Source organism: Allobosea sp. OAE752 (assembly GCF_050433265.1).
GTDB classification, from domain to species: domain Bacteria; phylum Pseudomonadota; class Alphaproteobacteria; order Rhizobiales; family Beijerinckiaceae; genus Allobosea; species Allobosea spartocytisi.
The window spans coordinates 210,007-225,922 of record NZ_JBNPXO010000004.1 but is presented as its reverse complement, the minus strand read 5'-3'; the positions used below and the strand labels follow the sequence as shown (position 1 = coordinate 225,922).

The following is a 15,916-nucleotide window of genomic DNA, read 5'->3' as shown; positions in this document are numbered from 1 at the left end:
TCATTCTCGGGCGCAGCGCAACGCAGACCCGAGAAGCTCAGGTACGACGAGACTCCGGAAGCTCCGCGTCATGAGATGCTCGGGTCAAGCCCGAGCATGACGGCTGTGCCGTGCTCAGTCCTTCCCCAGCCGCACGCCCGTCTTCGGATCGAAGACATGGACCTTGCCGGGATCGACCGTGATCCAGAGTCGGCCTTCCTGCGCCGGGACGTCGCCCGTCGCCGCCTGCATCACGAAGGGCTGGCCTGCGAGCTTGCCGTGGAAGAGCTGGGTCGCACCGAGCTCCTCGATGAACTCGACGTCGAAGGGCAGCGAACCGGCATCATCGTCGGAGACGATCTCGATATCCTCCGGCCGCAGGCCGACCTCGACCGGCATCTGCGGCGGCAGGTCGTCGCGCAAATCATGCACCTGCAACACCGTGTCGCCCAGCGCGACGATGCCGTGGCCATCGACGAGGCCCGGCAGGATGTTCATCGGCGGCGAGCCGATGAACGTCGCGACGAACTTGCTCGCCGGCTTGCGATAGACGTCCGCCGGCACGCCGATCTGCTCGACCCGGCCGGCATTCATCACCACGAGCTTGTCGGAGAGCGTCATCGCCTCGACCTGGTCGTGAGTGACGTAGATCGAGGTCACGCCGAGCGCGCGCTGCAGCTTCTTGATCTCGACGCGCATCTGCACGCGCAGCTTGGCGTCGAGGTTGGAGAGCGGCTCGTCGAAGAGGAAGACCTGCGGCTTGCGCACGATGGCGCGGCCCATGGCGACGCGCTGGCGCTGGCCGCCGGAGAGCTGGCGCGGCCGGCGCTCGAGGAAGGGCTCGATGGCGAGGATGCGCGCGGCTTCCCGCACGCGCTTGTCGATCTCCTCCTTCGGCGTGCCGCGGTTGCGCAGGCCGTAGGCCATGTTGTCGTAGATGTTCATATGCGGGTAGAGCGCATAATTCTGGAACACCATGGCGATGTCGCGGTCGGCCGGCTCGATCTGGTTGACGACGCGCTCGCCGATCGCGACCTCGCCCGACGAGATCGTCTCCAGCCCGGCGACCATGCGCAGGAGCGTGGACTTGCCGCAGCCGGAGGGGCCGACGAGCACGCAGAAGCCGCCATCGGGGATGTCGAAGGAGACGCCCTTCACGGCCTCGACGCCGCCGGCATAGACCTTCTTGACGTTGCTGAGAGTGACCTGAGCCATTCGCGGATTACTTCTCGGTTTCCACGAGGCCCTTCACGAAGAGCCTCTGCATGGCGATGACGACGAAGACGGGCGGCAGCATCGCCAGCATGGCGGTGGCCATGGCGAGCTGCCACTCCGTCAGGGCGTCGGCGGTGACGATCATCTTCTTGATGGCGATGACGATGGTCTGCATCGAGTCCTTCGTCGTCACCAGAAGCGGCCAGAGATACTGGTTCCAGCCATAGATGAACTGGATGACGAAGAGCGCCGCGATCGTGGTGATCGAGAGCGGCAGCAGCGTGTCCTTGAAGAACTTGAAGGGGCCCGCGCCGTCGATCTTGGAGGCTTCGAGCAATTCGTCGGGAATCGTCATGAAGAACTGACGGAAGAGCAGCGTGCCGGTCGCAGAAGCGATCAGCGGGATGGCGAGGCCCTGATAGGTGTCGAGCATGTTCAGATCGGAGACGATCTTGAAGGTCGGGAAGATGCGGACCTCGACCGGCAGCATCAGCGTGACGAAGATGATCCAGAACGCCGTCATCCGGAACGGGAAGCGGTAATAGACCACCGCATAGGCCGAGAGCACGGAGATGAAGATCTTCCCCAGCGCGATCGCCATCGCCATGATGAAGGAGTTCAGCAGCATGTGCACCACCGGCTCGCGCGTTGTGCTGGACGTGCCGATGAACAGGATGCGGTTGTAGTTCTCGAAGAAATAGGGCCCGGGATAGAGCGGCATATGGCCGTTGATCACGGTCGCCGCGTCCCAGGTCGAGGCGACGAAGGTCAGCCAGACCGGAAAGGCGACGATCAGCACACCGATCGTCAGGATGATGTAGGCGAGCATGTCGCCCAGGCGGCGGTCCTCGACCATCAGGCGGCCCTCCCCATTTCGCGCAAGAGCCCGGCCAGCGCCTCGGCGCAGGCATCGAGGCAGGCCCGGCCCTTTTCCACGCTCGCACGGCGGGCATCGCCGATCACGCCGGTCTCGGTCATCTCACGGAAAGAACGGTGCCGCGAGACGGTCGCCCGGCCGGGCGCGCCGTCTCGCGCGCCGAAAGCTTCAGTCAGGCGCGGTTCGCGGACCGAGCCTGGCGCCAGCACCATCATCATCGAGGTCTCGACCTCGCAGGCGTGCTGCACCCCCTGCTGGTCTTCCAGCAGCGACGGGAGCGCGTCCTGCGCCAGCAGGAAATAGGTGGTCGCCTCGACATGCAGCCGCGTCTCGCGGGCGAAGTCGGGCAGGAAGGCGGTGAGCGCGGCGATGTTGCCGCCATGGCCGTTGACGATCAGCACGCGGTGGAAGCCATGGCGCTCGATGCTCTTCAGCAGGGACAGGAGCACCGCGCGATAGGTCGGGATGTCGAAGGTGAAGGTGCCGCCGAAGGCCATGTGATGCTCGGCCATGCCGCACCAGAGCGTCGGCGCGACGACGAGCTCGACATCATCAGCGCGCTCGGCCGCCGCCTTGCAGACGCCGCCGCAGAGCACCGTGTCGACGCCGACGGGCAGATGCGGGCCGTGCTGCTCGATCGAGGCGACCGGCAGGATGACGACCGCATCGACCGCGGCCTTCGCCCGCAACTCCTCCGCGGTCAGGTCCATCCAGAGCACGGAGGCCATCAGTAGCTCACCTTGCGCTCGATGAACTTGAACTGGACCGCCGTCATCGCGATGACCATGACCAGCAGCACCACGGACTGCGCCGCCGAGCCGCCGAGGTTCGAGCCGCCCTTGCCGTCGGCGAAGACCTTGTAGACCAGTGTCTCGGTCGCGCCCGAGGGGCCGCCGCCGGTGACGGAGTCGATGATGCCGAAGGTGTCGAAGAAGACGTAGACGATGTTGACCGTGAGCAGGAAGAAGGTCGTCGGCGAGAGCAGCGGGAAGACGATGGTCCAGAAGCGGCGCATCGGCTTGGCGCCGTCGATCACCGCCGCCTCGATCACGCTCTTCGGGATCGACTGCAGGCCGGCGAGGAAGAACAGGAAATTGTAGCTGATCTGCTTCCAGGTGGCGGCCAGGATCACCAGCAGCATGGCGTGGTTGCCGTTGAGCCGCGGATTCCACGCAATGCCCAGGGATTGCAGGCCTCGCCCGAGCATGCCGAGCGAGGGATCGAACATGAAGAGCCAGAGCACGCCGGCGATGGCGGGCGCCACCGCATAGGGCCAGATCAGCAGGGTCTTGTAGATTTCGGCGCCGCGGATCTGCCGGTCGGCCATCACCGCGAAGAGCAGGGCGATCGACAGCGAGAACACGCAGACGAAGGTCGAGAAGATGAGCGTGTTGAAGAAGGCCCTGAGGTAGCCGGGGTCGGCGAAGAGGGTCTGGTAGTTCTCGAACCAGACGAATTGCGTCGCGGTGCCGAAGGCATCCTCGAGCAGAAAGCTCTGCCAGACCGCCTGGGTCGCCGGCCAGTAGAAGAACACGATGGTGATCGCGAGCTGCGGCAGAAGCAGCAGGAAGGGGATCGTCAGCCCCTTGAAGTATGCGTTCTTCTGCATCGGCTTCCCTGGAACGAGACGGCCATCCCGGACGGAATCGGTCCGGGATGGCCTTGGATATGCGAGCGCCGACCGCTCAGCGGGCCGCGGTCCGCTCGAACTGGCGCAGCATCTGGTTGCCGCGTTCGGCAGCCGCGTCAAGCGCCGCCTGCGGCGACTTCTGACCGTTCAGCGCCGCCTCCAGCTCCTCCGACCAGATGTCGCGGATCTGCACGAGGCTGCCATAGCGCAGGCCCTTCGAGTTGTCGGTCGGGGTCTTGTTGGTCAGCTCGAGGATCGGGGTCTCGAGATAGGGCTTGTCCTTGTAGAAGCCGGACGCCTTGACCTTCTCATAAGCGGCCTTGGTGATCGGCAGATAGCCCGACTCGGTGTGCAGCTTCGCCTGACGGTCGACGTCGGAGAGGAAGGTGAAGAACTTGGCGACGCCCTTGTACTCGTTCGCCGACTTTCCGCCCATCACCCACAGCGAGGCGCCGCCGATGATCGAGTTCTGCGGCGCGCCCTGCACATCGGGGTAGTACGGCATCGGGGCGTTGCCCCAGTCGAACTTCGCATTGGCGACGACGTTGCCATAGAAGCCCGAGGAGGTCAGGAAGATCGGGCATTCGCCCGAGGTGAAGCGGCCTTCGCCATTGTTGGTGCGGCCGGAATAGTCATAGGTCTTGTCCTTCTGCAGCTCGACCAGATTGGTCCAGTGCTTGAGGAAGACCGGGTCCTTGTTGAAGGTCATCACCGCATCGGTGCCGGCCATGCCGTTGACCTTGGTCGACAGCGCAATGTTATGCCAGGCGCCGAACTGCTCGATATTGGCCCAGGTCGCCCAGGCGTTCGAGAAGCCGCATTTATCGTAGCCGGCGGCCTTGAGCTTCTTGGCGTCCGCGAACACCTCCGGCCAGGTCTTCGGCGGCTTGGCGGGGTCGAGGCCAGCCTTCTTGAAGGCGTCCTTGTTGTACCACATCACCATCGAGGACGAGTTGAACGGCATCGAGAGCATCTCGCCCTTCGCCGTCGAATAGTAGCCGCTGATCGCCGGGAGATAGGCGTTCGGATCGAATTTTTCGCCGGCTTCCTTCATCATCTCATGGACCGGCTTGATCGCGCCCTTGGCCGACATCATCGTGCCGGTGCCAACCTCGAAGACCTGCAGGATGTGCGGCGCCTGGCCGGCGCGGAAGGCGGCGATGCCGGCGTTCAACGCATCGGGATAGGAGCCCTTATAGGCCGGAACGACCTTGTATTCCTTCTGCGAGGCATTGAAATCATTGGCGAGCTTGACGACGACGTCGTTGTTGGCGCCGGTCAGCGCGTGCCACCACTGGATCTCGGTCTGGGCGAAAGCCGGCGAAGCACCGGCGAGCGCGAACGCCGCCGCGCTCATCAGGATACGGGATTTGATGCTCATGGGTCGATCTCCCTTCCGCGGGCGGACCCCGCCGCGGTTCTTGTCGTTGGTGCGCAAGCTAGCATGAAGCGCGGGCGACATTTCAATGACAAATCGATGACGCCCGGCGCAATCCACCTATGGTCGCGAACCGGCTTGCGCATTTGCGCATAAGCGGCTGTTCTCCGGCTCCCGAACGATTTCTCTCCTGGACGACGCCATGCCCGATCTCGACCTCTCCGTCGCAGCGACCCTGCCGCAGGATGCCGCAACCGCCGTCCTGGCCGGCCGGGTCTGGCGGCCCGATCTCGGCGGCCCGGCGGTGGTCACCGTCCGCAACGGGCGGGTGATCGACGTCAGCGCCCATTTCCCGACCAGCCGCGATCTGTGCGAATCGACCGATCCCGCCAAGGCGCTGCGCGCGGTCGAGGGCGAGGCGATCGCCTCGCTCGCCGACATCCTGGCGAACACGCCCGTGGATAGGCGCGACCCCTCGAAGCCCTGGTTGCTCTCGCCGCTCGACCTGCAGGCGGTCAAGGCCGCTGGCGTCACCTTCGCCGTCTCGATGCTGGAGCGCGTGATCGAGGAGAAGGCCCGCGGCAACCCGGCCGCCGCCGCGACGATCCGCGAGGAGATCGGCAAGCTCATCGGCGACGACCTGTCCAAGCTGAAGCCCGGCTCGCCCGAGGCGATGCATCTCAAGGAGGTGCTGATCAAGCAGGGCGCCTGGAGCCAGTATCTCGAGGTCGGCATCGGTCCGGACGCCGAGATCTTCACCAAGGCGCCGGCGATGTCGACCGTCGGGACCGGCGTCGATGCCGGCCTGCATCCGGCCTCAAGCTGGAACAACCCGGAGCCGGAGATCTTGCTGATCGTCGCCTCGACCGGCACGATCGTCGGCGCGACGCTCGGCAACGACGTCAATCTGCGCGATGTCGAGGGCCGCTCGGCGCTGCTGCTCGGCAAGGCCAAGGACAACAATGCCGCGGCCGCGGTCGGCCCCTTCATCCGCTTCTTCGACGCGGGCTTCACGCTCGACCATGTCCGCAGGACGACCGTGACGCTGACGGTCGCGGGCGAGGACGGCTTCACGCTCGAAGGCTCCTCCTCGATCGCCAAGATCAGCCGCGACCCGGCCGATCTTGCCGCGCAGATGATCGGCCCGCATCACCAGTATCCGGACGGGGCGGCGCTCTATCTCGGCACCATGTTCGCGCCGATCAAGGATCGCGATGCGCCGGGCGGCGGCTTCACCCATAAATACGGGGATATCGTCACCATCGCGGCGCCCGAGCTCGGCAGCCTCGTCAACCGGATGAAGCGCACGGATGAATGCGAGCCCTGGACCTATGGCGCCTCGCATCTGATGCGCCATCTCGCGAAGCGCGGGCTGCTTTGAGGCCATAACCTCGGCCGGCAGGGGGCCGTGTCGGCAACCGCGTCAGCTTGCTGGTAAGGTTTTTCTGTCAGAGAGCGCGCGACCAGGAGGGTTGGCGTTGGCGGTGGGCGACATCAGGACCGGGCTCCCCCGCGGCGAGGGCGGCAACCTCGCCGGGCGCCTGTTGCGCAACCCTCTCGTCTGGATCGCGGCCTTCGTCGTCGCGGTCATCGCCGGGCTGAACCTGCCGCTGCGCGTGCCGCTCGGCCCGAATGCCTGGGACACGGTCGTCTATCTCGACGCGATCCAGCGCATCCATGTCGGGCAGGCCCCGGCGCTCGACTTCTTCGCGCCGGTCGGGCCGCTCGGCTATTATCTCGCCGCCGGGCTCGATGCGTTCTTTCCGGCCGCGCAGCCGATGCTGCTGGTCAACTGGGCGCTGCTGCCGGTGCTGCTGCCGCTCACGGCGCTGCTGATGGCCGATCTCGCGCCACGGGCACGCGGACAGGCGCTCGCACTGCTCCTGCCGCTGCTGATGTTCGCCGCGCTGCCGATCAACCTGCACTCACTCTACCCATCGCCCGGCTTCGACGGCTACGGCTATTACAACCGTCATGTCAGCCTGCTGCTCTATCTGCTGATCGCGACGCTGCTCTTCGCGCGTCATCGCGCCTTGCGGATCGGCCTCGTCGCCGCGCTGATGCTGAGCCTCTTCCTCGTGAAGATCACCGGCGCGGTGACGGGCACGCTCATCGTCGGCTATGCGCTGGTCGCCGGGCGAATGCGCCTGCTCGACGTCGCCATCGCCGCCGGCCTCGTCATCGCGGCCTTGGCCGGGCTCGAGCTGGCGACGGGCATCGTCTCGGCCTATCTCGCCGACATCCTGCAATTGCTCGGCCTCAACACCGGCGCGTTGCTGCCGCGCTTCCTCACCGTCGCCTCGGTCAAGTTCAACGTGGTCGGCCCGGTACTGCTGCTGCTCGGAGCGCTCGCCCTCGCATCCTGGCGGAGCGGCCTGCCTACCTCCCTCGCCGGCTGGCGGGCGCTGGCCGACAGCCCCCTCGGCTGGCTCGCAGCGGGATTCGCGGCGCTGAGCTTCTTCGAAACACAGAACACCGGCTCGCTCGAATTCATCGGGCTCTGGCCGATCCTGCTCACCCTGCTCCGCGACTGGTGGCAGCGCCGCGACGACCCGATGCGCCCACTGGTGCTGGTGCTGGCGCTCGCCGTGAGCCTGCCGACGGCGGTGATCTATATCGAGCGCAGCATGCGGGCCCTGCTGGGCGCGCCGAGCTATGCCGCGCTCGACCTGCCCGAACTCGGCCCGCTCGGGCGCGTCAGCGTGAAGCCGGACATCAAGGCGCGAGCCGCCGCGATGCTCGATCATTATGCGACCCATCAGGCGACTTATGACGATCTCGTCCGGCGCGACCTGCCGCCGTCCTATATCCTCTATTCCGAGATCGATTATCAGGCGACCTGGCTGCTGGAAGTGCAGCAGGCCGTGCGCGCCATCCGGAGCTGGGAGGCGGCGAACCGGCGCAAGCTCAACGGCTTCTTCACTCTCGACTTCGTCGATCCGATGAACCGCCTGCTCGACCGCACACCACCGCGCGCCGTGCCGGTCGGTGCCGATCCCGGTCGCAGCACGCCCGAACTCGACTCCGATACGCTCGCGGAACTCGCACGCACGGACGCCATCCTGGCGCCGAAATGCCCGCCGACCACGGCCCGCGCCATGCTGCGCGAGCATTTCGGCAAGGCGCTCGAAGGGCGCGAACGCATCGCGCTCGCGCCCTGCTGGGACATGTATCTGCGCAAGTAGCGCGGCTCAGCCGGCGGCGGCTTGCCCCGCCTCCCAGCCGAGGATGGCGCGCTTGCGCGTCAGCCCCCAGTGATAGCCGGTGAGCGCACCGGACTTGCCGATGACGCGGTGGCAGGGCACGACGAAGGAGATCGGGTTCTTGCCGACCGCCATGCCGACTGCGCGCGCCGCGCTCGGCTTGCCGATATGGCTGGCGACATCGCCATAGGTGGTGGCGCAGCCGACCGGGATCCTGAGCAGCGTCTCCCAGACCCGCACCTCGAAATCCGTGCCGATCAGCACGACGCGTAGCGGCGTCTCGGCCGCCCAGGCCTTGGGATCGAAGATGCGGCCGGCATAGGGCGCCGTCAGCGCGGGGTCGTAATGGTAATCGGCATGGGGCCAGCGCCGCATCATGTCGGCCAGAGCCTCGGCCCGGCCGCCGACGACCTTGCCGCCATCGACGCTGTTGGAGACCCAACCCAGACCCGCAAGGCCGCGATCCGTGACCACGATCAGCGCTTCGCCGAACGGCGAGGCATGGAAGCCGTAGGACAGCTTCAGCCCGTCGCCGCCGAGCTTCCACTCGCCGGGCGACATCGCCTCATGGGTGACGAAGAGATCGTGCAGCCGGCCGGGTCCGGAGAGCCCGACTTCCAGCGCCGTGTCGAGAACGCTGGCGGAGGAGGCGAGCAAGCCCTTGGCATGGTCGAGCGTGATCGCCTGCAAAAAGGCCTTGGGAGTGAGGCCGCACCAGCGCCGGAAGAGATGGTGGACATCGGTCGGCGTTGCGCCCGCCGCATCCGCGATCGCCTCGATCGTCGGCTGCTCGCGCCAGTTATGGGTGATGAAGGAGAGAATGCGCCGGACGGTGTCGTAGTCCGAGCCCGGTGCCGCGGCGGGGAAATCCGCCTCGTTGGGCATGGCTTCGGCCGCGCGGGACAGCACCGCATTGGAGAAGCGCGTCGGGGTCATCGCCGTTTTCATCGGAGCCTGGGCGTTCATGGCTAAATCCTCGCATCTGTCATCTTGATGCGAATCTAGGGCGCCAACCATGCCGCTCCCACCCGAAAGCTGACAAGGCCCGGCAGCCGAACCTCACCGAGGCGGATCATATTCCGGCCCGCGCCGCGCCCGCGCCAGCGCCGCGCCGAGCGCATCGGCGAAGCCCGCCCGCTCCTGCGGCGAGAGCGCGGCGGCGACCGGGACGCTGCGCCCGCGCGAGACGAGCGTGAGGCCGAGCAGGCCGTAATCCTCGTCGGCCTGTTTTTCGAGCCGGGTCCAGGCCGGATTGGAGCGCCAGACCGCCTCGCGGCCATGATGCGAGACCTTGCGCAGGAAGACCTCGAGCGGCGTCACGACGATGCGCTCGAAGGCGCGGGCATGACGGAAATTGACGTGGAAGGCGATGAACAGCGCGAGAACGTCGATGCCGAAGAAGCCGGCGACCGGCCAGGCGCCGAGCACGACGAAGGGAATCGAGGAGACCACACTCGCCAGACAGACCAGCGTCATCACGATGCGGAAGCCGTGCTGGCCGAGCGAGCGGTGCGGCGTGATGGTCGCGTCGAAGACCGGGCGCCGGGCGGCGTCGCGGCTGTCGTCGACGAGGCTCTTGTCGAGGTCCATCGGCGGATTATAACGCGGGCATGGATCAGCAGAACAGGCCCTTGCGCAAGGCCGCGCCCGCAAAGCGCATCACGTTACCGCGCGCCCGCAAGCCGGCCGAGATCCGCGAGATCTTCGAGCGTTTCCGGGCGGCCAATCCCGAGCCCAAGGGCGAGCTGGAATCGGTGAACGCCTTCACGCTGCTGGTCGCGGTGGTGCTCTCGGCACAGGCGACCGACGCCGGCGTCAACAAGGCGACGCGCAAGCTCTTCGCCATCGCCGACACGCCGGAAAAGATGCTGGCGCTGGGCGAGGAGACGGTGCGCGAGCATATCCGGACGATCGGGCTCTATCGCAACAAGGCGAAGAACGTGATCGCGCTCAGCGAGAAGCTGATCGCCGAATTCGGCGGCGAGGTGCCGACCACGCGCGAGGCGCTCGAAAGCCTGCCCGGCGTCGGCCGCAAGACGGCCAATGTGGTGCTCAACATCGCCTTCGGCGAGACCACCCATGCCGTCGACACCCATGTCTTCCGCGTCGCGAACCGGCTGCGGATCGCGCCGGGAAAGAACGTGCTGCAGGTCGAGCTCGGGCTGGAGAAGGCGGTGCCGCCGGAATTCGGCCGCCACGCCCATCACTGGCTGATCCTGCACGGGCGCTACACCTGCAAGGCGCTGAGGCCCGAATGCGGGCGCTGCATCCAGAACGACCTCTGCGACTCCGCGGACAAGCGCGTCACCTGACGCTTCGTCAGACCTCCCTTAGTCTGCTTGACAGCCCATCGGCGCTGGGCTGAGCTTCATGGGCCGGACGCCCTGGAGGCTCGGAGAAGCCTGAGAGTCTGCGGCAGAGGAAGCTCAGGAGGTCAGTGATGAAGCGTTTCGTCCTTGCGGCGAGCATCGCCGTTGCCGCCATGTCCATTCACGCAGGCGCCTTCGCGCAATCGAAAGGCCCCGTCGTCGGGGTCAGCTGGTCGAATTTCCAGGAAGAACGTTGGAAGACCGACGAGGCCGCGATCAAGGCCGCGATCGAGAAGGTCGGCGGCACCTATCTTTCCGCCGACGCGCAATCCTCCCCCGCCAAGCAGCTCACCGATGTCGAAAGCCTGATTTCCCGCGGCGCCAAGGCGCTGATCATCCTGGCGCAGGACGCGCAGGCCATCCGTCCCGCCGTCGAGAAGGCGGTGAACGAGGGCATCAGCGTCGTCGGCTATGACCGGCTGATCGAGATCCCGCAGGTCTTCTACCTGACCTTCGACAATGTCGAGGTCGGCCGGATGATGGCGCGCGAGATCCAGAAGGCGAAGCCCGCGGGCAATTACGTCTTCATCAAGGGCTCGAGCCAGGACCCGAATGCCGGTTTCCTCTACCAGGGCTCGATCGAGGTGCTGAAACCCGCCATCGATAGCGGCAAGATCAAGAATGTCGGCGAAGCCTTCACCGATGGCTGGCTGCCCGCCAATGCCCAGCGCAACATGGAGCAGATCCTGACGCGCAACCAGAACAAGGTCGATGCCGTGATCGCCGCCAATGACGGCACGGCCGGCGGCGCAATCGCGGCGATGGACGCGCAGGGGCTCGCCGGCTCGGTGCCGGTCTCCGGCCAGGATGCGGATCGCGCCGCGCTCAACCGCGTCGCTTTGGGCACCCAGACCGTGACGATCTGGAAGGATGCGCGCGAGCTTGGCCGCAACGCCGCCGAGATCGCAATCAAGCTCGCCGGCGGCAGCAAGCTTTCCGAGATTCCGAAATCGATGAGCTGGGACCAGGGACCGTCCAAGCAGAAGATGACCGCGCTGTTCCTGACGCCCGTGCCGGTGACGAAGGAAAACCTCAACGTCGTGATCGACGCCGGCTGGGCGCCGAAATCGGCGGTCTGCCAGGGCGTCGCGCCCGGCAAGGTCAAGGCCTGTGACTGAATCCACTTCGGCGCCGGTCAACCCGGCGCAGGAGCGCCGCAGCCTCGCCGACCATCTGCGCGAGATCGAGTTCGATCCGCGCATGATCGGCATGGTCGCGGCGCTCGCCGTGATCTGGCTCGGCTTCAACTGGCTCTCGGACGGCGCCTTTCTGACCGCGCGCAATCTCTGGAATCTCCTGGTCCAGACTTCCTCCATCGCCGTGATGGCCTGCGGCATGGTGCTGGTCATCGTGACCCGCAACATCGACCTCTCGGTCGGCTCCATGCTCGGCTTCGTCAGCATGGTGGTCGGGTTGGTGCAGGTCAGGCTCCTGCCCGGCCTCTGGGGCTTCGAGCATCCGCTGACCTGGCTGGTCAGCCTGATCGTCGCCATCTGCCTCGGCGGCATGGTCGGGCTGCTGCAGGGAGCGCTGATCGCCTATCTCGCCATCCCCTCCTTCATCGTGACGCTGGGCGGGCTGCTGATCTGGCGCGGCGCGGCCTGGTGGGTGACACAGGGGCAGACCATCGCGCCGATGGATTCGCGCTTCCGCCCGCTCGGCGGCGGCGTCGAGGGCGCCATCGGCACCAGCGCCTCCTGGGCGATCGGCATCCTGGCCTGCATCGCGATCTGCGTCGCCGCCGCGCTGATCCGGCGCCGGCGCAAGCGCTTCGGCTTCACGCTGCGCCCGCTCTGGGCGGAAGCCCTGATCGCCGCCCTCGGCTGCGGCGCGGTGATCGCGACCGTGACGATGGCGAATTCCTACGCGCTGCCGGCGGGCATCGCGCGCCGCCTCGTCGAGGCGAAGGGCGGCATCTGGCCGGAGGGCGGACTCACCATCGGCCACGGGCTCGCCGTGCCGGTGCTGGTCGCGCTCGGCGTCGGCATCGCCATGACCTTCGTCGCCAACCGTCTGCGCTTCGGCCGCTACGTCTTCGCCATCGGCGGCAATCCGGAGGCGGCGCAGCTCTCGGGCGTCAACACCCGCAAGGTGCTGATGCTGGTCTTCGGGCTGATGGGAGCGCTGGTCGGCATCTCCGCCTGCATCTCGACGGCGCGGCTCAACGCATCGACCAATGCCGCCGGCTCGCTCGACGAGCTCTATGTCATCGCCGCGGCGGTGATCGGCGGCACCTCGCTCGCCGGCGGCGTCGGCACCATCGTCGGCGCGATGCTCGGCGCGCTGGTGATGCAGTCGCTGCAATCGGGCATGGTGCTGATCGGCGTCGACGCCCCCCTGCAGAACATCGTCGTCGGCATCGTCCTCGTGCTCGCGGTCTGGCTCGACGGACTCTACCGCAAGCGGCTGGGCTGAGGAGGTCCCATGAGCATCGCGGAACCGGCAGATATCGCCGACACCCATCCCGGCCAGGGCACGCCGCTGATCGAGATGCGCGACATCTCGATCGCCTTCGGCGGCATCAAGGCGGTCGACGGCGCCAGCGTGGACCTGATGCCGGGCGAGGTCGTCGGCCTGCTCGGCCATAACGGCGCCGGCAAATCGACGCTGATCAAGATCCTGTCCGGCGCCTACAAGGCGGATTCGGGCGTGATCCGGGTCGACGGCGAGGAGGTCGCGGTCTCAAGCCCGCGCGACGCCAAGCGCCACGGCATCGAGACGATCTACCAGACGCTCGCGCTCGCCGACAATGTCGACGCCGCCGCCAATATCTTCCTCGGCCGCGAATTGCTGACCGGCTGGGGCACGCTCGACGATGCGACGATGGAATCCGAAACCCGCAAGGTGATGGGCCGGCTCAACCCGCATTTCCGCCGGTTCAAGGAACCGGTGAAGGCGCTCTCCGGCGGCCAGCGCCAATCGGTCGCGATTGCCCGCGCGATCTATTTCAACGCCCGTGTGCTGATCATGGACGAGCCCACCGCCGCGCTCGGCCCGGCCGAGACGAAGCAGGTGGCCGAGCTGATCCTGCAGCTCAAGAAGCAGGGCATCGGCATCTTCCTGATCAGCCATGACCTGCATGATGTCTTCGATCTCGCCGACCGGGTCACGGTGATGAAGAACGGCAAGGTGGTCGGCACGGCCCGCACGACCGAAATCACCCAGGACGAAGTGCTGGGCATGATCATCTCGGGCAAATGCCCTCCGGCAGCGATGGCCGGCCCCGGCGCGCTGCGGAATTAGACCGCGCCGGGACCGGCATCCGCTAAGGGAGCAGAGCTCCTCAGGCCGTTGCGTGCGGCTCGTGATGGAAATCCCAGACCGCCCAGGCCGAAACCGCCGCGGTCAGCAGACCGAGGACGATATGGGTCCGGAAGGCGGCGGGATTGCCGGTGAAGCCGAGCATCCAGGGCGAGGCCACCAGCCAGAGCCCGAGTGCCAGGTTCAGCCATTCCTCCCACTCCGCGAAGGCCGTGAGCGCGGCGACCGCGACCAGGGCGAGCACCACGGCGACGATCCAGGCATTGCGCGTCGGCATGAAGTCGCCGACGAAGCCCATGAACCAGGGTGAGAAGAACAGCAGCGCGGCAAGGATCAGATTTAGCCAGTCCTGCGACCGTCTGATGTTCGTATTCGCGGTCAACATGATCACCTCCATCGGTGAAGATCATCCAACCACTACGCCTCGCGCACGAGGCGCTTGGTCGATTTATTATACGCCGAGCCGGCAATATTTCAAGAACAGACGAGGAACGACCGCGTCGCTGGCGCGGAGCGCCTGCGCCGACCCCGCGCACTGCGGTGCCGGCGCAGGCACGATCTCACTTCGCGTCGAGCAGGTCCTTCACCGACAGCAGGACGAGTTCGTTGTCGTCGGCCTTCTTCGGGTCGCGCGAGGAGGAGAAGGGCAGGTTGTTGTCGTTGCCGACGACGATCACGCCATTCGCCCGGTCGACCACGTCGACGTTCTCGATGGTGAAGAACGGGAAGGTGAAGACACCGTCCTTCGTGCCCTGCTTCGCCTTGCCGTCGGGATCGGCGATCTTCATCAGGTCGATATAGCCGATACGGCGCACGGGCTTGCCGACATTGGCGTCGGTCATCTCGATCTTGACGATCCGCTTGTGCTTGGCGATGTCGTGGAAGCAGTCCGGGCCGCGGCTTCCCGGCGCGCAGGCCTTGTCGGCGGTGCCCTCGCCGTTGTCGCGCTCGATGATCAGGCCCGTCGTGGCGTCGATCATGTTGAAGTCGCCGATGGCGAGGCCCTTGGCTTCGAGCGGGAAGAACCAGGAACGGCCGGTCCACTTCTCGTTCTGGACGTCGAATTCGAGGATGCGGAGGACTTCCTTGCCGTCGACCTCCTCGTTGCCCTTGGTTTCCGCGTTCCAGAGCGGGCCTTCGAGCAGCGGGTAGAGGAAGCGGCCATCCGGCGACTGGGCCATGCCCTCGAAGCCCTTCGAGCGGCGGACATTGAACTCGACCGGCAGATTCGGCGCGGCCGGGGTGGTGACGGCGTAGTGATCGGGCGAGCGGGCCGGCTTGCCGTCGACCAGCGTCTCGAACACGGCCTCGACCTTGCCATTGGCGTCGACGCGGATGAGATAGGGGCCGAACTCCTCGCCGATCCAGTATTTGCCACCGATCGGCTGGATCGATTCCGGATCGAAATCGGCGCCGGTCAGGTAGCGCTTCTCGGTGCCCTCATGGACGATGCGGAAGGGGACCTTCTTGTCCGGGTCGTGCAGGAAGGTGGTCGAGACACGTTCGAGCGCGCCCTTGCCGAAATCGGCCTTCAGGCGATGGAAGAACAGCATCGCGTCGGGCGAGTTCACCTTGGCGCCGAAGCCGTTATCGGTCAGCACGAGGAACTCGTTGTTGCCCAGCGAACGGATGCCGGAGAAGCCCTGCACCGGCTGGCCGGCGAAGGGGGTCGAGAGCCCCGTCGGGCGCCCGCCCGAGGTGCCCATCACCGTGCTGACGGCCTCGACGCGCTTGCCCGGCGTGACGAACTTGCCGGAAACCTTGAGATCGGCCGGTGCATCGGCGGGGGCGGGGATGATCGTCTCGGCCGGCAGCAGCGCCTGGCTCAGAAGCTTCGCGGGAAATTCCTTCGGAGACTCCTGCGCCCCGGCGAGCATGGTGGACGACAGAAGCAGGATAATGGCGAGCGACGAGCGCATGAAATTCTCCGGGCTGAAAAGGACCAGCCGGCTTCGCGCGCCCGGATGGCACGCCGACAACAACGGGGTGACGGTTCGGTGAAGG

15 protein-coding genes are annotated in these 15,916 nt (G+C 66.4%); 6 read left to right on the top strand and 9 right to left on the bottom strand.

Annotated elements, in window-relative coordinates; translation table 11 throughout:
* Positions 1-114 precede the first annotated feature (114 nt).
* From GGC47_RS12780 to ugpB, 5 genes are all read right to left on the bottom strand, one after another.
* The gene (locus GGC47_RS12780) at positions 115-1,194 is read right to left on the bottom strand and encodes a sn-glycerol-3-phosphate import ATP-binding protein UgpC (protein WP_142022337.1); all 1,080 of its coding nucleotides are present in this window, start codon (positions 1,192-1,194) and stop codon (positions 115-117) included.
* Positions 1,195-1,201: 7 nt separating this feature from the next.
* On the bottom strand, positions 1,202-2,050 hold the full coding sequence (ugpE, locus tag GGC47_RS12775) for a sn-glycerol-3-phosphate ABC transporter permease UgpE (protein WP_038364677.1): 849 nt from the start codon (positions 2,048-2,050) through the stop codon (positions 1,202-1,204).
* Complete coding sequence (locus GGC47_RS12770) at positions 2,050-2,799, bottom strand: creatininase family protein (protein WP_038364679.1); 750 nt, start codon at positions 2,797-2,799, stop codon at positions 2,050-2,052. The genes ugpE and GGC47_RS12770 overlap by 1 nt, the downstream gene beginning before the upstream one ends.
* Positions 2,799-3,680, bottom strand: coding sequence for a sn-glycerol-3-phosphate ABC transporter permease UgpA (ugpA, locus tag GGC47_RS12765; RefSeq protein ID WP_038364681.1), 882 nt, complete (start codon positions 3,678-3,680; stop codon positions 2,799-2,801). The genes GGC47_RS12770 and ugpA overlap by 1 nt, the downstream gene beginning before the upstream one ends.
* A 76-nt stretch (positions 3,681-3,756) precedes the next feature.
* Positions 3,757-5,082, bottom strand: coding sequence for a sn-glycerol-3-phosphate ABC transporter substrate-binding protein UgpB (ugpB, locus tag GGC47_RS12760; protein WP_112761522.1), 1,326 nt, complete (start codon positions 5,080-5,082; stop codon positions 3,757-3,759).
* A 199-nt stretch (positions 5,083-5,281) separates the two neighbouring features.
* On the opposite strand from ugpB, the gene GGC47_RS12755 reads away from it, so the two are divergent.
* Both GGC47_RS12755 and GGC47_RS12750 read left to right on the top strand, forming a co-directional pair.
* On the top strand, positions 5,282-6,460 hold the full coding sequence (locus GGC47_RS12755; RefSeq protein ID WP_429068287.1) for a fumarylacetoacetate hydrolase family protein: 1,179 nt from the start codon (positions 5,282-5,284) through the stop codon (positions 6,458-6,460).
* Positions 6,461-6,557: 97 nt separating this feature from the next.
* A complete protein-coding gene (locus GGC47_RS12750; protein WP_429068284.1) occupies positions 6,558-8,264 on the top strand; it encodes a hypothetical protein in 1,707 nt (568 codons plus the stop codon).
* A 6-nt stretch (positions 8,265-8,270) separates the two neighbouring features.
* Here the strand turns inward: GGC47_RS12750 and GGC47_RS12745 are convergent, their stop codons facing one another.
* Both GGC47_RS12745 and GGC47_RS12740 read right to left on the bottom strand, forming a co-directional pair.
* Complete coding sequence (locus GGC47_RS12745; RefSeq protein WP_133560558.1) at positions 8,271-9,167, bottom strand: methylated-DNA--[protein]-cysteine S-methyltransferase; 897 nt, start codon at positions 9,165-9,167, stop codon at positions 8,271-8,273.
* 174 nt (positions 9,168-9,341) lie between these two features.
* The gene (locus GGC47_RS12740; protein ID WP_370954932.1) at positions 9,342-9,872 is read right to left on the bottom strand and encodes a DUF2244 domain-containing protein; all 531 of its coding nucleotides are present in this window, start codon (positions 9,870-9,872) and stop codon (positions 9,342-9,344) included.
* 20 nt (positions 9,873-9,892) lie between these two features.
* On the opposite strand from GGC47_RS12740, the gene nth reads away from it, so the two are divergent.
* The 4 genes from nth (at position 9,893) to GGC47_RS12720 (ending at position 13,894) form a co-directional block, all read left to right on the top strand.
* A complete protein-coding gene (gene nth, locus GGC47_RS12735) occupies positions 9,893-10,594 on the top strand; it encodes an endonuclease III (protein WP_370954933.1) in 702 nt (233 codons plus the stop codon).
* 128 nt (positions 10,595-10,722) lie between these two features.
* Positions 10,723-11,769 (top strand): D-xylose ABC transporter substrate-binding protein, encoded by a 1,047-nt coding sequence (gene xylF, locus GGC47_RS12730; RefSeq protein ID WP_142022343.1) that lies wholly within the window; start codon positions 10,723-10,725, stop codon positions 11,767-11,769.
* Positions 11,762-13,066 (top strand): sugar ABC transporter permease, encoded by a 1,305-nt coding sequence (locus GGC47_RS12725; RefSeq protein WP_429068279.1) that lies wholly within the window; start codon positions 11,762-11,764, stop codon positions 13,064-13,066. The genes xylF and GGC47_RS12725 overlap by 8 nt, the downstream gene beginning before the upstream one ends.
* A gap of 9 nt (positions 13,067-13,075) precedes the next feature.
* Positions 13,076-13,894 carry an ATP-binding cassette domain-containing protein gene (locus tag GGC47_RS12720; protein WP_429068276.1) on the top strand — a complete coding sequence of 273 codons (819 nt, stop codon included), beginning with the start codon at positions 13,076-13,078 and terminating at the stop codon, positions 13,892-13,894.
* 40 nt (positions 13,895-13,934) lie between these two features.
* Here the strand turns inward: GGC47_RS12720 and GGC47_RS12715 are convergent, their stop codons facing one another.
* Both GGC47_RS12715 and GGC47_RS12710 read right to left on the bottom strand, forming a co-directional pair.
* Complete coding sequence (locus GGC47_RS12715) at positions 13,935-14,297, bottom strand: SPW repeat protein (protein ID WP_112761540.1); 363 nt, start codon at positions 14,295-14,297, stop codon at positions 13,935-13,937.
* 175 nt (positions 14,298-14,472) lie between these two features.
* On the bottom strand, positions 14,473-15,831 hold the full coding sequence (locus tag GGC47_RS12710) for an esterase-like activity of phytase family protein (RefSeq protein ID WP_112761529.1): 1,359 nt from the start codon (positions 15,829-15,831) through the stop codon (positions 14,473-14,475).
* Positions 15,832-15,916 lie beyond the last annotated feature (85 nt).

Coding starts and splice junctions, on each gene's coding strand:
- GGC47_RS12740 (WP_370954932.1), bottom strand. CDS start 9,872: ATGGACCTCGACAAGAGCCTCGTCGACGACAGCCGCGACGCCGCCCGG.
- GGC47_RS12710 (WP_112761529.1), bottom strand. CDS start 15,831: ATGCGCTCGTCGCTCGCCATTATCCTGCTTCTGTCGTCCACCATGCTC.
- ugpE (WP_038364677.1), bottom strand. CDS start 2,050: ATGGTCGAGGACCGCCGCCTGGGCGACATGCTCGCCTACATCATCCTG.
- ugpA (WP_038364681.1), bottom strand. CDS start 3,680: ATGCAGAAGAACGCATACTTCAAGGGGCTGACGATCCCCTTCCTGCTG.
- GGC47_RS12755 (WP_429068287.1), top strand. CDS start 5,282: ATGCCCGATCTCGACCTCTCCGTCGCAGCGACCCTGCCGCAGGATGCC.
- nth (WP_370954933.1), top strand. CDS start 9,893: ATGGATCAGCAGAACAGGCCCTTGCGCAAGGCCGCGCCCGCAAAGCGC.
- GGC47_RS12770 (WP_038364679.1), bottom strand. CDS start 2,799: ATGGCCTCCGTGCTCTGGATGGACCTGACCGCGGAGGAGTTGCGGGCG.
- GGC47_RS12745 (WP_133560558.1), bottom strand. CDS start 9,167: ATGCCCAACGAGGCGGATTTCCCCGCCGCGGCACCGGGCTCGGACTAC.
- GGC47_RS12715 (WP_112761540.1), bottom strand. CDS start 14,297: ATGTTGACCGCGAATACGAACATCAGACGGTCGCAGGACTGGCTAAAT.
- ugpB (WP_112761522.1), bottom strand. CDS start 5,082: ATGAGCATCAAATCCCGTATCCTGATGAGCGCGGCGGCGTTCGCGCTC.
- GGC47_RS12780 (WP_142022337.1), bottom strand. CDS start 1,194: ATGGCTCAGGTCACTCTCAGCAACGTCAAGAAGGTCTATGCCGGCGGC.
- xylF (WP_142022343.1), top strand. CDS start 10,723: ATGAAGCGTTTCGTCCTTGCGGCGAGCATCGCCGTTGCCGCCATGTCC.
- GGC47_RS12720 (WP_429068276.1), top strand. CDS start 13,076: ATGAGCATCGCGGAACCGGCAGATATCGCCGACACCCATCCCGGCCAG.